Source organism: Priestia sp. 53B2 (assembly GCF_056099005.1).
On sequence record NZ_JBLZXA010000007.1, the window covers coordinates 63,987 to 76,717 of the forward strand.

Genomic DNA, 12,731 nt, shown 5'->3' on the forward strand with positions numbered 1-12,731 from the left:
GGTATGAAACATGAACATTCTGCAGTTATCCTTGACTTGAGTGCCAATGGGGTAGGCATTATTAGAAGTTTAGCAAGAAAAGGCATAAAGGTTTACGCTTTCGACACGAAAAAACCATATAAAATAGGAAAATCCCGACTTGCCACTTGTGGTGTATGCCCTAGCCCCTTAACTGAAGAAAAAAAACTATTAGACTTCTTAATTAACTTATCTAAGAATATTGGTTCAAAACCTGTCTTATATACAGGAGCAGACGACTATGTACAATTCATTTCGAAAAATCGAGATGAATTGTTAAAATACTTCTTATTTTTATTTCCTGATAATCATTTGATTGAACAAGTTCTTGATAAAAACAAAACTTATGAGCTTGCCGTCAAGCATAATATTCCATGCCCAAAAACGTATGTAATAGACAATAAAGAAGAACTGGAAGATGCTATTTTAACTCTTGATTTCCCTTGTATTTTAAAACCTGTTCTGGGTCATGAATTCAGAAAAAAAATTAATAAAAAAGCTATTGTATTTGAAACTCCAGAACAGTTAAGGAGTGAATACCCTTTTTATAGGGAATGCGGACAATTAATCATTCAAGAACTGATTCCAGGAGATAACCAGTGCTTTTATAAAGTGGCTACTTTCTATGATGACAACATGAAGTTACTTGCATTATTTTCCTTACAAAAAAATCATCAATTTCCTGCAGAATTTGGAACAGGTGCTCATATTGTCAGTAAAAAGTTGCCTGAACTTATCGATATATGTATCCCATTTTTTGAAGAAATAAAGCTCAAAGGTATTGGTATGGCTGAATTCAAGAAAGACCCGAGAGATGGAATTTATAAATTCATTGAAATAAACCCTCGCTTTTGGCTAACCCATAGTCTCACAGGCCCCTCAGGCGTTGATTTTGTCTACATGTATTATTTATATCTAACTAATCAAAATCCAGAACCTAGGTTACATCAAATAGATGGTATTAAATGGATTTACCTTGTGAGATATTATCTCACTTTTCTTCAAAAGAAAAAGAAATCAGAAATGACTTTTAAAGAATTCTATCAAGGATTACAAGGTCAAAAAGAGTTTGCTTTATTTGCATGGGATGATCCAATGCCATTTTTCAGAAGCGCATGGTCTCATTTAATCAATGCTTGGAAACGCAAGCGAAAGGAATGAATACTGTGTATGATCTCAAAACTCTTCATCATCAGTTTAAGAATTTAAAAATAGCTGAAAAACTTTCTTATTCGATGAGTGAGAAAGTTACAATTATCCCTTCAGAAATCAAGTGTTTAAAATCAACAAAACGAAGCGGTATATATAAATTACTGCTTCAAAAAAAGAGTGGTTATTATCCAATTATCTTTAAGGTTTACAATTCAACAGCCTACAAAAACGAAGTGGAAATTAACATCTATAAAAAAGCTTATCCAATTTTAAAGGAGTTTTTGCCTCGCATTTACCTTATAGAAACAGTAAAAAATGAAACATGGGTATTCATGGAATTTGTTAATCAAATACGCGGACAATTGACCTTCTCTCCATCTCACTTTCAATATATTATTCCCAGTATAGCTAAACTGCATGGTCAAACTTTTGAAAGTAGATTCAAAAAGGATAAAAATATTTGGAAAGATTGGCTCCCTGTTTATACCTCTACGAAAAAGACTAGAATCAAATATATGAATCAAACAATTGACCTACTACATGCTGCAATGAAAGACAACCGTATTAGCCATATAATAAAACCTTATTATCCATCATTAATCAATTTATATAATAAAGGACCCGATTTCTTCCCTGAATTAATTGAAAATGGATCGTCTATTACGCATGGTGATCTTCATATGCAAAATATATGTAGCAAAAATGTCACTCAAAATACACCATGGCATATTCAATTAATTGATTGGGAGTCAGCCAAATACTCGCCAGTATGGTTTGACATGGTTGTATTAGTAGAACTCTTGTTGGGTTTCAGAAAAGATTGGCAACCAAATGCAGAGAAAATACGAACTCAATGTGTACGCTTATACGTGGATGAAATGAAGAAATACGGAATTACCTTCAAAACAAATCCAATGACTCTTTATAAAATGGCCTATCTCCAGCGAACGTTAGAAAGAGGCCTTCACACTCAACTAAGAAGGATTGTTGATAACCGTGAAGGTGAACTCTTAAGTTATCATCTTGAAAAAATTTCAACATGGGGTAGAGAGTTAGGAATATATCAATAAATACATTTCTAAACACTGCTTTTAGACTATTAACTTAAAAATAGTCTAAAAGCCATTTTTACCTCAATGTACAAGCAATTTTTCTGTCTGGAAATAGAATATATAGAAACACCAATTTTAAATAAAGGTAGGGAATTCATTTGACTAAATTCTATTATGATCAAAATGATGAAAGTAAACACTGCTTAAAAGCGATGTATGACCTTCGTAAAAATAAAGATGAAAAAGACTATGGCAAAGATAAATGCAAAGACAAACACGAAAAAGACTATGGCAAAGATAAATGCAAAGACAAACACGAAAAAGACTATGGCAAAGATAAATGCAAAGACAAACACGAAAAAGACTATGGCAAAGATAAATGCAAAGACAAACATGAAAAAGATTACGGCAAAGATAAATGCAAAGACAAACATGAAAAAGATTACGGCAAAGATAAGTACAAAGACAAGTATGAAAAAGACTATGGCAAAGATAAATGCAAAGACAAACATGAAAAAGATTACGGCAAAGATAAGTACAAAGACAAGCATGAAAAAGACTATGGCAAAGATAAATGCAAAGACAAACATGAAAAAGATTACGGCAAAGATAAGTACAAAGACAAGCATGAAAAAGACTATGGCAAAGATAAATGCAAATGCAGTAAAAGTTATTACAATTAAGCTATTTGAATTGTAGTGTTCATAGTTTAAATTTAAGTAATTGAAGAAAGGTTATTAACTTTTAAGTTAATAACCTTTTTTATGACCCCAAACTTTTTGTTGTATATGTACTTTTAGTAATTACACAATCCAGGATTAACTGCTAATAAAAAAACACATTGAACAAGAAAAACTTGTCCAATGTGTTTTTTTATTACGGCTGATATTTTAGAAATAACAATTTTTGTTACGTTTTTTATTTTGATTATTACAACCAATGCAAAATGTTTTTTGAATGAAGGCGTTTAGCGTTCCAGCAGTAGTAGCAGATGGATTCGAAACAGTTAATCTTTCAAAATTTTCAACTTGAAATGCTCTTGTAGAACCTGCAGGTATAGTCGCTGAGATAGGTAGTCTGGAACCTCTTACAAAAATCGAAACTGTAAGACCAGTAGCTACAGCTGATAACTGAAGAAGTGTTTTGTTATGATTTTTAGTGAAATCTTCAAAAACATTTACATCTACAGCATTAGCAGGAACTGCGATAGCTAATGGAATGTTTCCTGTTAAATTAGTTCCCGAACCTTCAATTGTATGATTTTCAACGAAGAATTTTTCATTGTCACTTTTCTTGCTATGTGAACCTCTATATGGGTAAGAAGATTCTAAATAATATACTTCATCGTTTTTATTATAATGACGATAGCTTTTTATAATGATCACCCCTTTTTTATTTATACATTATTTTATTCATTTATCTTCTAATTGTTTGTGTGCTTGTCCAGCAATAGTAAATTTTATAAAAAAATCATCATCCGCTTATCCAATGTTAAGTGAAAAATAGTTAGGGAAAGCAGATCAGGAGAAAATACTTTTATTTGAGAGATAGTAAAATTCCGGTTAGAAACCTTGTAGGTACCAGCTGTTTTTTTGTGTACAGGTATACTTGTCCAATCCTTCTCAATGGGTTCTGAATATTATATTAGGAATACATTAATTGGGAGGAATGTTAATGTTTTTTTGGCTTTCTTTAACCACCTCTGTATTTATCATTATATTGTTATTTTATACAGTGAAATATATTGTTACTCTTTTCCATTCAGAACCTCCAACAGCTTTTGAACCAAATCAATTAATTATTAAATTTAATGAAAATGTATGTGAGCATAGAGCAGCGGAGATTCACCATAAAAATAAATGTGAAATTTTAGAGAAAAATAACAGCTTGGGATTTCACCTCGTATCTACAACAAAGAATGTAAAAAAGCTTATTGATATCTATAATAAACTTGATGAAGTGGAATATGTAGAACCCAATTATATTTTCAAAGCTTCTTATGTACCTAATGATTCCTTTTATCCTTTTCAATATGGTCCTCAAAAAGTACAAGCTCCTTCTGCTTGGGATGTGACTAGAAGTAATAGTGGTATAAAAATTGCAATTGTAGATACAGGTGTCCAACTTAACCATCCTGATTTAACTTCAAAACTTTTGCCAGGTTATAACTTTGTAGATGGGAATACAAATCCAAGCGATGGAAATGGACATGGGACTCATGTAGCTGGTATTGCTGCTGCAGCAACCAATAATGTTTCAGGTATTGCTGGCATGGCCCCTTTAGCTTCTATATTGCCGCTTCGTGCACTTGATAATACTGGTAATGGCAACCTAAATAATATTGCGAATGCTATTATATATGCAGCCGACCAAGGCGCTCAGGTGATCAATTTAAGTTTAGGAGGTTCTCAGGGTTCCGTTACATTAGAAAATGCTATCAATTATGCTTGGGGTAAAGGTTCGGTTATCTTAGCTGCTGCTGGTAATGAAGGAACTAATACATTAACCTATCCAGCATATTATGAAAATGCAATCGCTGTAGCTTCCACAGACTCAAATGATCAGAGATCTAGTTTTTCAAATTATGGGACATGGGTAGAAGTAGCAGCCCCTGGTTCTAACATTTTATCGACCTATATTGGCAGTAACTATGCATATTCAAGCGGTACCTCCATGGCCTGCCCGCACGTAGCCGGATTGGCTGCCTTGTTAGCAGCTCAGGGGAAAAATAACGTGGAAATTAGAGAGGATATTCAATCTACAGCTGACCCCATTCTTGGCACAGGTTCATATTGGACTTACGGACGAATTAATGCAAACCGAGCAGTTCGCTAAAGTTAATAAAAAATATCTTCAATCCAATTAGTCTCCTCTTACTTGCTGATTAATAATTTTATTTGATTCACAGTCTCCTTTAACCATCTTTTCTTCCCACCTACACATTCTTTGACTTTCATAAAATTAACCTCTTGTTTCTCTTCTACACAATTATTTTTAAAGAAACAAGAGGTTACATTTCATATTTATATATGTTCTTACATAGTTAGTTTACGTTCATTAATCATTGTATAAACTACTTCTTCATTGCTCTCTAAAAGTTCCTTAGTAGTGGTATTATGATTTTTTGCATGACGAGAAAAATTGGCTTTGCTATACCAATGATGACATAGAGGACATGGCAATTCGTTTTCAATCTCGTAATCAACTGATGTCCATCTTGTAGAAAAAGAGGAAGGTTTGCCTGTATTACTTCTTGTATATGGGGTGCTCTCAAGATGTATAGGCTTTTGTATACGCTCTGTAGTCACAGCAATTTCATTTGTAGTCTTATTGTATAGACTATCTTCTAATTCTTCTCTAATTAGTAAGAATCCAGCTTCTGACATAGATAATCCTAACTCATCACAAAGTTGCCGAAATTGCTCATATATACTTTCCGGCAATCTAATAGGTAAAACCTTACTTGGTTCTTTTGTTTTTGATTGACGAGCGTACTTATCTAATTTCCCCAACTCTATCACCTCATATATACAATTTGTATACACATTCAATATAGAGCCTTTATCTTCCTGCCAACTTTTCAACTACATACTGTATACATTATGTAGTTGAAAAGTTTTTTTACAGAGATATTAATGTAATCCACTCATTCATTATACGCTTTGTTTTAACAATACTCTTCAGTAATTCTATCCAAGAATTTCTTTTTATCATGCGTCATCTTGCTTCCATTCCCCCTCCACATCTCCCATCAGTTGACGTAGAATGTTGTTCATCTTTTCCATTGTTATCGAAACTTGATTCATCAATTGAACGTTCTGATCGATGAGACCTTCTAGCCTTTTTCTCGTGCTGTTTGCTCTTCAAAAAAAGCTAATAACTCAAATTATTCTTTCAAAAATCTTTGGCGAGATATCGGATGTTCTTTCGCTAGTACATTAATTTCCGCGTAGCAACTGGATCAATATTTCGTAAAAGATATCCATGAAATCATTCCTTTTCTATTGCATTGCGAAATTTCCAGTACAAGTAGAGAAGAGCATAAGGGGTTTTTGTCCCCACAATAGCTGGGGGCTAGGCAAAGCCTAGCAAAACCGTGGGTACATCAAAAAGCCCAGAGTGGCGACTGCTTGGCGACTCAAAAACGGTGGCCGGCGACTCTCTGGCGACCTATTGGCGAGTCAGTGGCGACACCTCTTTTTTCACTTCATGGCTAAATCTTGTTGCTTTTCGTTCAATTTCCGAAACTTTTCTTGCAAATTTTTTGTTCATCTTCATAGAGCTGGATGCTCTCATCATTGGATCGCATCGCATCTTTTTTCATCGCAAGTTTTGATTCCGTATCGGCTTCTTTATAGTTTTTCATTTTCTTTTTTACAACCTCTTTTTCTAATTCATGTGCATCTGCACTTTTTAGAATAGTAATCGTTTATAGAATAGAAATCCATTTATAAAAGAAAAAACACTCCTGAATCAATTATATTGTAAGCAAAAATAAATGACAGTTTGGACCATGAACATATTGAAAAAAAACAAAAAAAGATCGCTTGCTTCCGTCTTATTTTTTTCAAAAAACTGTTTAAGGTGAAGTCACCCTTGAGGGGAAAATTATCAACTATGCAGAGTGGGCGAAGGGGTTTCTTGATACAAATTTTGAAACTGTTGAACAGCTTCTGTCATAGAGAGTGTATTCAACTTTTTTAAGATACTTCTTCTTTTATTTTTTGATGTAGTTTAGAAATATACAGTAAATAAACAAAAAACTCCCAGGCGGCAGGGAGGTTTTTTGTTTCCTTACAACTACAAATCCGTCAGGGAGGTGAACTGATCTGCTGAGATTAAATGATATGGTTCATTCATTCTATGTAAACTATTCTAAAGGGTTTATATATCTTTCTATAAAATTAAATTTATTGATTGATTATATATTGTTACTCCTGTTATTTCAACAATTGAGTAATTTAGGGAGCAATTTGATTTTCTATACATATCCTAAGAGTATTAAGCATATAGGGGGGTGGAAATATGGGCTTTGGAGGTTATGGTGGCGGTTGCGGCTATGGCGGATATGGTTACGGTGGAGGCGGCAGTGGTTTTGGCAGTGGTTTCGCTTTAATCATCGTATTGTTTATTTTATTAATCATTATCGGCGCTTCTTGTTTTGGCGGATTTGCCGGAGGTTGCTAATAATTAAAAATCATTTTCGTTTTAAAAAGTTAGCTTTATGCTAGCTTTTTTATTTGTCTTTGCTGCTTATAAATAGCATTTACTAGTTAGGTGTATTATGGAAACTAAGAGTGTATATAAGAATCACTTCAAAAAGCAGAAAAACTCCCTATTTCCGTAAGGAGTTTTTCTGCTACAAGAATTATCTATCACATAGGTTGATGCGTTGCGGCATCTTGAGTAGTTTGCTCAAGTTGATCAAAACTTATGTATAGAAAAGACTACTGTTCACCACAAAATATCTTTTTCTTCAACCCAGTAGCAATGGAATGTCCCCTTATTGAAGAATAGGAGGCTAATGCAATGCTCAATTTATAAGATGCAAAATAATGAAAAGAACATGATACAAGCTATAAAGAAATATCATAATTGCTGGAGGTGAATTTATGGCAGTTGTTAAAGCTACAACTTCAGACATAGCTCTTTTAGCGAGATTACTTAGAGCAGAAGGTGAAGGCGAAGGTGAACAGGGAATGCTTCTTATAGGAAACGTGGGGGTTAATCGAATTAGAGCAAATTGCTCTGATTTTAAAGGACTGAGAACTATTCCACAAATGATTTATCAACCCCATGCATTTGAAGCTACTCAAAAAGGCTATTTCTATCAAAGAGCACGGGAAAGTGAAAAACGTTTGGCACGTCGATCTGTTAGAGGAGAACGTGTTTGGCCTGCAAAATTTAGCTTATGGTATTTCAGACCTCCTCAACAGTGCCCTCCAACATGGTACAATCAACCTCTTGTCGCTCGCTATAAGCTTCATTGCTTTTATCAGCCAAAAGCTGAAACATGCGAAAATATTTATAATACTTACTAGAAAATCCCTATGATTTTATAAGGTGTTGTATTATTCTATATCATTAAAAGCCAAAAAACTAACTTTTTTCTCACTCAAAGTTAGTTTTTTAGCTTTTTAGGTTGTATGGGATATACAAGTTTATATTTTATTAAGGTCTTATATATTCAATGACTCTAATAATTATTGGTAAGCACTTCTTTAAAGCACTCTCATTTTTTAAAGATTCCCTCAACTTTTAAGTCCCCTATGGTATATATTTGATGTTAAAAATGCTCCAACAGGGGGCAAGTTATTGTTGCTAACGGCAGGTCCTGTGAGACTTGTATCTGTCGTAGCAACCCAAGTTCCATTCCTACCTGCTAATAAAGAAGGTGGCTTCATAATAACCCGCCCACTTAAAATAAGATGTCGAATTCTAGTAGTAGAATCATCAAATATAGTTAAGTTACCAGAATATGTGGCATAAGGTGAATCAAAGCTGATTTGTTTGGCACTTTCATTCCAATATCCATTAATAGGAATGAGAGTGCCGCGAAAATTAACTGTACCCATTACCCTGTTACCTGTAATGGAGTTAATGATAAGCACACCCCAAACCATAGGTCTACCTGCAATCTCAGCATGGATACCCCATCGTGATGGGAATGGCACACTAACCCTGACCTTCTCTGTAGGTTGCAAAGCTGATTCCTCCCCTTTTCTAGGGCCATAAATTATGAATACTTAGAAACATGTAAATGAAACTATTCGTCTTGTATCTATACCAAAAATAGTCCAGAATCGCCCGTTCCATCTGAAACCAGCAACTGATCTCGGTCCCACAAAAATAGGGAAATACCAAAAACTCGAACCATTTCTAAGCCATATATATGTGTTACGGAATAAACACAATGAAATGGCTCCTGGATCGACTGCAAATGGTGTTGCTGTTTGCTGTTGTGGGATAAATGCTGGTGGTGGGGTAGTTGGAGCTTGCTGTCCACCGGGTCCTGGGAAACCACCAGGTGATCCTGGGAAACCGCCAGGTGATCCTGGGAAACCGCCAGGTGATCCTGGGAAACTAGGAAATGGGAGCTGTGGGCCGAAAAATCTTGGGTAAGAATAAGAATCCATATAATCTACGTCCATATTTTTTCACCTCAATATATTATTAATACCTAATACAATATGAGAAATAGGCCCAAAATGTTCGGACCCTTATGAATATAGTAAACCCTCTTGTCGTAAGTTTAACGCGCCAGCGTACATTTTAATTACCGTAATTGTATATGATGAAGATACAACAGAAAATGAATCAGAAATGGGAGGCTCTTGAAAGGGATTTGCACGGTTCTCAAGGAAATTGGAAGCATCATCGTCCCTGACTGCCCGGATTAAACAAAAACTGTATATCATCTATATCCAGTCTAAAAACAGAAAAAACTCCCCTATCTAATTGTTCATTTAATTTTTTAGGATGGTTTTTTCTGGTTTCATGTTGTCAACTTGAAATAGGGAGGATTTCCAAACGAAAGCTTCACAGCGTCTTTCGTAGTATGATATTTCAATTCCTATAAAGAAAGCAAATAACCCTTAAATGTATAATTTAGCGGGGTGATAGTGCCATCTTTGGCAGCTATCTATTCTTAGAACCTTAAAAAAGCAAGGATGTGCAAGTATCAAAAGGCTACATTTATTTCGCATTTACATAATTTTGATTCTGAGAACTAATTGAATCCTTTTCCTCATAACGTAATACTTTTTAGTATGTATGGTGGCCCTAACGAAAATTACATGTTTAGTTAAGATAAATATGTGTTATATTGGAAGATAAAACTACTCGGTAAGCTTTAAATAAGGTAGTTTTATCTTCTTTTTTATAATGTATTTCTAAAAAATAAGGTAAGGAGGATTTTTATAAGTAATATTATTAATTTTAATAAGTTCCAAAGACATAAAAAAATGAAGAAGTTTTTTCGCTTTGTTTTAGTAACAGGAGCAATTAGTATCTTTTGTATATTTGCTTACATACTAATCGTAATAGAAACACATCCCCCTGCGGAGTATCCTATCTATCTTGAGGCTAAACCCTAATAACTGAGTAATTAACCTCCTCATTTAACTTCTCATAAAGGATTTTCGATTCAGTTTATTTGTTTATTATTTTAAATGATTAATTCCTATTTATACTCTAAGATGCAGATTTAAGTTTATCTGTTAGACGTAAAAAAGTTTCTTTGTCCTTATTTTTTAAGGACTGATCAATTTCTTCAAGGATTTTACCTTTTTTGAAATCTTTCATTACTTGACTCAAAAACAATTCGGCTAACACCTCATCAGATATGCTTGTATCAACTTGACTCATGTCGTTGGACATATTATTTTCCATAAACTATTAACCCCTTTTTTGTTCCTCTTTTGTAAACAGTATTTCCTTCTTTCATTGTTTTAATACGAGATTAATAGATAAAATAGCATATAGAATAATATGTAACGAAAAACAACCTGACAAAAAAGAGTAATTTTTTTACTGAATAATTATTATGTCAATCTTTTTTCTATAAAATACAATTTTTTTACTTAAAGAAACTGTTGCTAAAATATGCATTATTTTGACTAGTTTCTTCTTATTATATAGTCTCCATATTTACCTTATTTTCGTGTTGTTTTGCTAATTTATAAAACGTGGTCTTTTTTACATTTGCTTCCTTCATTGCCTGTACGGCTGTAATTTCTTTTTGCTTCCATCGATTATAAACTTCAATAAACTCCTGACTAACTTGGGCTTTAGGTCGTCCAAAAGATACACCATTATTCAAGGCTGCGTCAATCCCCTCACGTTGTCGTTTACGAATTCGGTCCCGTTCTTCTTGAGCCATCCAAGACAAAATTTGAAGAACTAAATCCGCAATGAAGGTTCCTAAACTATCCTTATACTGAGTTGTATCGAGTAACGGCATATCCAAGACTACAATGTCCGCCTCAACCTCTTTTGTGATTGCATTCCACTCTTGTAAAATTTCTTCTTTATTACGACCAAAACGATCTAGTGAATGGATGTAAAGGATATCTCCTTTACGAATCATTCGTTTTAGTAATTGATACTGTTCGCGATTGAAGTTTTTTCCACTTTGTTTATCGATAAAAATATCACGAGGAGAAATACCAACTTCTTGCATTGATTGAAGTTGACGGTCCTCATTTTGATCTCGACTGCTCACACGTATGTATCCAAATCTTCTGTTTTCCATTTTTATACTCCTTTTGTTTTTCTCTTCCTCTTATTCTACCAAAAAAACGTTCGTAAAAGTGTATGAATTTCAGAAGACGTTCGTAATTTATTTTTAAACTTAAACGAACGGTAAAAATGATAAATTTCTTATATAAAATAAAAGTCCGTAAAGGTATACTTTTACGAACACCTCATTTTTTTATAACTACTGTTAAATTTATACAAATAATAAATAACCAAATAAAATACGCTATGGAGTATAAATAAGGAATTAATATTGAGTACTATTTGAAGGAATTATCAATAGGAAAGTGAAAAAGAAATTATTTTCCGATTCTTACTTTGTTAATATTATCTAGTATAATTTTTAATCAAATTCAAAGAATACTTTTTTTCCATAGTTCCTTTAACAAACACACTTTAATTGTCGACTGTTTTATCCGTATCTGCAATTTTTTTATCCAACAGCTACAGGATTAAGCATTTCCTCTCTTCCAACTTCTGTAGATTCAGTAGAACCCCCTAAATTCGGTACTGTTGATGGAATGGCTATCATAGCTAAACCTACAGCAGAAGCTGCAACAGCTTATTTCTTTTTTCACCATATAAAAACCCATCATTTATCTACAACAAATAAAAGAGCAGTTTGCAAATGCAAACTGCTCTTTTGATGACCCGTACGGGATTCGAACCCGTGTTACCGCCGTGAAAGGGCGGTGTCTTAACCGCTTGACCAACGGGCCATGATTATTTTTTAAGTTTAACTTAACTGTTTATTATACTGGTGGGCCTAAGTGGACTCGAACCACCGACCTCACGCTTATCAGGCGTGCGCTCTAACCAGCTGAGCTATAGGCCCTTTACTTTGGAGCGGGTGATGAGAATCGAACTCACGACATCAGCTTGGAAGGCTGAGGTTTTACCATTAAACTACACCCGCATATTTTCTTAATTAAAATGGCGGTCCCGACGGGAATCGAACCCGCGATCTCCTGCGTGACAGGCAGGCATGTTAACCGCTACACCACGGGACCAAAATAGAAAATGGAGGAGGAAGAGGGATTCGAACCCCCGCGGGCTTTAACACCCCTGTCGGTTTTCAAGACCGATCCCTTCAGCCGGACTTGGGTATTCCTCCGTATACTGTATGGTGGAGCCTAGCGGGATCGAACCGCTGACCTCCTGCGTGCAAGGCAGGCGCTCTCCCAGCTGAGCTAAGGCCCCATAAATGGTCGGGAAGACAGGATTCGAACCTGCGACCCCTTGGTCCCAAAC

General features: G+C 34.6%; 13 protein-coding genes and 6 tRNA genes. 6 read left to right on the forward strand and 13 right to left on the reverse strand.

Annotated features, from left to right (window positions below; translation table 11 throughout):
* Positions 1 to 3 precede the first annotated feature (3 nt).
* From ACN6NE_RS03155 to ACN6NE_RS03165, 3 genes are all read left to right on the forward strand, one after another.
* Entirely contained in the window at positions 4 to 1,179 is a 1,176-nt protein-coding gene (locus ACN6NE_RS03155; protein WP_474324503.1) for a carboxylate--amine ligase, read from the forward strand.
* 5 nt (positions 1,180 to 1,184) lie between these two features.
* Positions 1,185 to 2,240, forward strand: coding sequence for a phosphotransferase (locus tag ACN6NE_RS03160; protein ID WP_474324505.1), 1,056 nt, complete (start codon positions 1,185 to 1,187; stop codon positions 2,238 to 2,240).
* A gap of 140 nt (positions 2,241 to 2,380) precedes the next feature.
* On the forward strand, positions 2,381 to 2,905 hold the full coding sequence (locus ACN6NE_RS03165; RefSeq protein ID WP_474324507.1) for a hypothetical protein: 525 nt from the start codon (positions 2,381 to 2,383) through the stop codon (positions 2,903 to 2,905).
* A gap of 207 nt (positions 2,906 to 3,112) precedes the next feature.
* Here the strand turns inward: ACN6NE_RS03165 and ACN6NE_RS03170 are convergent, their stop codons facing one another.
* Positions 3,113 to 3,607: an exosporium protein D gene (locus tag ACN6NE_RS03170; protein ID WP_474324509.1), complete on the reverse strand. Its 495-nt coding sequence runs from the start codon at positions 3,605 to 3,607 to the stop codon at positions 3,113 to 3,115.
* A gap of 289 nt (positions 3,608 to 3,896) precedes the next feature.
* Between ACN6NE_RS03170 and ACN6NE_RS03175 the strand changes: the two genes are divergently transcribed.
* The gene (locus ACN6NE_RS03175) at positions 3,897 to 5,057 is read left to right on the forward strand and encodes a S8 family peptidase (RefSeq protein WP_474324510.1); all 1,161 of its coding nucleotides are present in this window, start codon (positions 3,897 to 3,899) and stop codon (positions 5,055 to 5,057) included.
* Between the two features lie 200 nt (positions 5,058 to 5,257).
* On the opposite strand, the gene ACN6NE_RS03180 is transcribed toward ACN6NE_RS03175, so the two are convergent.
* Positions 5,258 to 5,734: a hypothetical protein gene (locus ACN6NE_RS03180; protein WP_474324512.1), complete on the reverse strand. Its 477-nt coding sequence runs from the start codon at positions 5,732 to 5,734 to the stop codon at positions 5,258 to 5,260.
* A gap of 722 nt (positions 5,735 to 6,456) precedes the next feature.
* Complete coding sequence (locus ACN6NE_RS03185) at positions 6,457 to 6,588, reverse strand: hypothetical protein (protein WP_276207185.1); 132 nt, start codon at positions 6,586 to 6,588, stop codon at positions 6,457 to 6,459.
* A gap of 659 nt (positions 6,589 to 7,247) precedes the next feature.
* Between ACN6NE_RS03185 and ACN6NE_RS03190 the strand changes: the two genes are divergently transcribed.
* Complete coding sequence (locus tag ACN6NE_RS03190) at positions 7,248 to 7,409, forward strand: YjcZ family sporulation protein (RefSeq protein WP_474324513.1); 162 nt, start codon at positions 7,248 to 7,250, stop codon at positions 7,407 to 7,409.
* Positions 7,410 to 7,834: 425 nt separating this feature from the next.
* Complete coding sequence (locus tag ACN6NE_RS03195; protein WP_071277367.1) at positions 7,835 to 8,263, forward strand: cell wall hydrolase; 429 nt, start codon at positions 7,835 to 7,837, stop codon at positions 8,261 to 8,263.
* 210 nt (positions 8,264 to 8,473) lie between these two features.
* Here the strand turns inward: ACN6NE_RS03195 and ACN6NE_RS03200 are convergent, their stop codons facing one another.
* The 10 genes from ACN6NE_RS03200 to ACN6NE_RS03245 form a co-directional block, all read right to left on the reverse strand.
* Positions 8,474 to 8,896 carry a hypothetical protein gene (locus tag ACN6NE_RS03200; RefSeq protein WP_474324515.1) on the reverse strand — a complete coding sequence of 141 codons (423 nt, stop codon included), beginning with the start codon at positions 8,894 to 8,896 and terminating at the stop codon, positions 8,474 to 8,476.
* A 72-nt stretch (positions 8,897 to 8,968) separates the two neighbouring features.
* On the reverse strand, positions 8,969 to 9,373 hold the full coding sequence (locus tag ACN6NE_RS03205; RefSeq protein WP_474324517.1) for a transporter: 405 nt from the start codon (positions 9,371 to 9,373) through the stop codon (positions 8,969 to 8,971).
* A 1,042-nt stretch (positions 9,374 to 10,415) separates the two neighbouring features.
* Positions 10,416 to 10,613: an IDEAL domain-containing protein gene (locus tag ACN6NE_RS03210; protein ID WP_474324519.1), complete on the reverse strand. Its 198-nt coding sequence runs from the start codon at positions 10,611 to 10,613 to the stop codon at positions 10,416 to 10,418.
* 241 nt (positions 10,614 to 10,854) lie between these two features.
* A complete protein-coding gene (locus ACN6NE_RS03215) occupies positions 10,855 to 11,475 on the reverse strand; it encodes a recombinase family protein (RefSeq protein ID WP_474324521.1) in 621 nt (206 codons plus the stop codon).
* 652 nt (positions 11,476 to 12,127) lie between these two features.
* Positions 12,128 to 12,199 (reverse strand) — tRNA-Glu (locus tag ACN6NE_RS03220).
* Positions 12,200 to 12,238: 39 nt separating this feature from the next.
* Positions 12,239 to 12,315: transfer RNA gene (locus ACN6NE_RS03225), tRNA-Ile, on the reverse strand.
* A 7-nt stretch (positions 12,316 to 12,322) separates the two neighbouring features.
* Positions 12,323 to 12,396: transfer RNA gene (locus ACN6NE_RS03230), tRNA-Gly, on the reverse strand.
* An 18-nt stretch (positions 12,397 to 12,414) separates the two neighbouring features.
* Positions 12,415 to 12,490 (reverse strand) — tRNA-Asp (locus tag ACN6NE_RS03235).
* An 11-nt stretch (positions 12,491 to 12,501) separates the two neighbouring features.
* Positions 12,502 to 12,594, reverse strand: a tRNA-Ser gene (locus ACN6NE_RS03240).
* Positions 12,595 to 12,604: 10 nt separating this feature from the next.
* A tRNA-Ala gene (locus ACN6NE_RS03245) sits at positions 12,605 to 12,680 on the reverse strand.
* Positions 12,681 to 12,731 lie beyond the last annotated feature (51 nt).

Excerpts from the sequence above, each read along its gene's own strand:
- ACN6NE_RS03205 (WP_474324517.1), bottom strand. The coding sequence starts at position 9,373 with ATGGACGTAGATTATATGGATTCTTATTCTTACCCAAGATTTTTCGGC.
- ACN6NE_RS03210 (WP_474324519.1), bottom strand. The coding sequence starts at position 10,613 with ATGGAAAATAATATGTCCAACGACATGAGTCAAGTTGATACAAGCATA.
- ACN6NE_RS03175 (WP_474324510.1), top strand. The coding sequence starts at position 3,897 with ATGTTTTTTTGGCTTTCTTTAACCACCTCTGTATTTATCATTATATTG.
- ACN6NE_RS03195 (WP_071277367.1), top strand. The coding sequence starts at position 7,835 with ATGGCAGTTGTTAAAGCTACAACTTCAGACATAGCTCTTTTAGCGAGA.
- ACN6NE_RS03155 (WP_474324503.1), top strand. The coding sequence starts at position 4 with ATGAAACATGAACATTCTGCAGTTATCCTTGACTTGAGTGCCAATGGG.
- ACN6NE_RS03215 (WP_474324521.1), bottom strand. The coding sequence starts at position 11,475 with ATGGAAAACAGAAGATTTGGATACATACGTGTGAGCAGTCGAGATCAA.
- ACN6NE_RS03190 (WP_474324513.1), top strand. The coding sequence starts at position 7,248 with ATGGGCTTTGGAGGTTATGGTGGCGGTTGCGGCTATGGCGGATATGGT.
- ACN6NE_RS03185 (WP_276207185.1), bottom strand. The coding sequence starts at position 6,588 with ATGAAAAACTATAAAGAAGCCGATACGGAATCAAAACTTGCGATGAAA.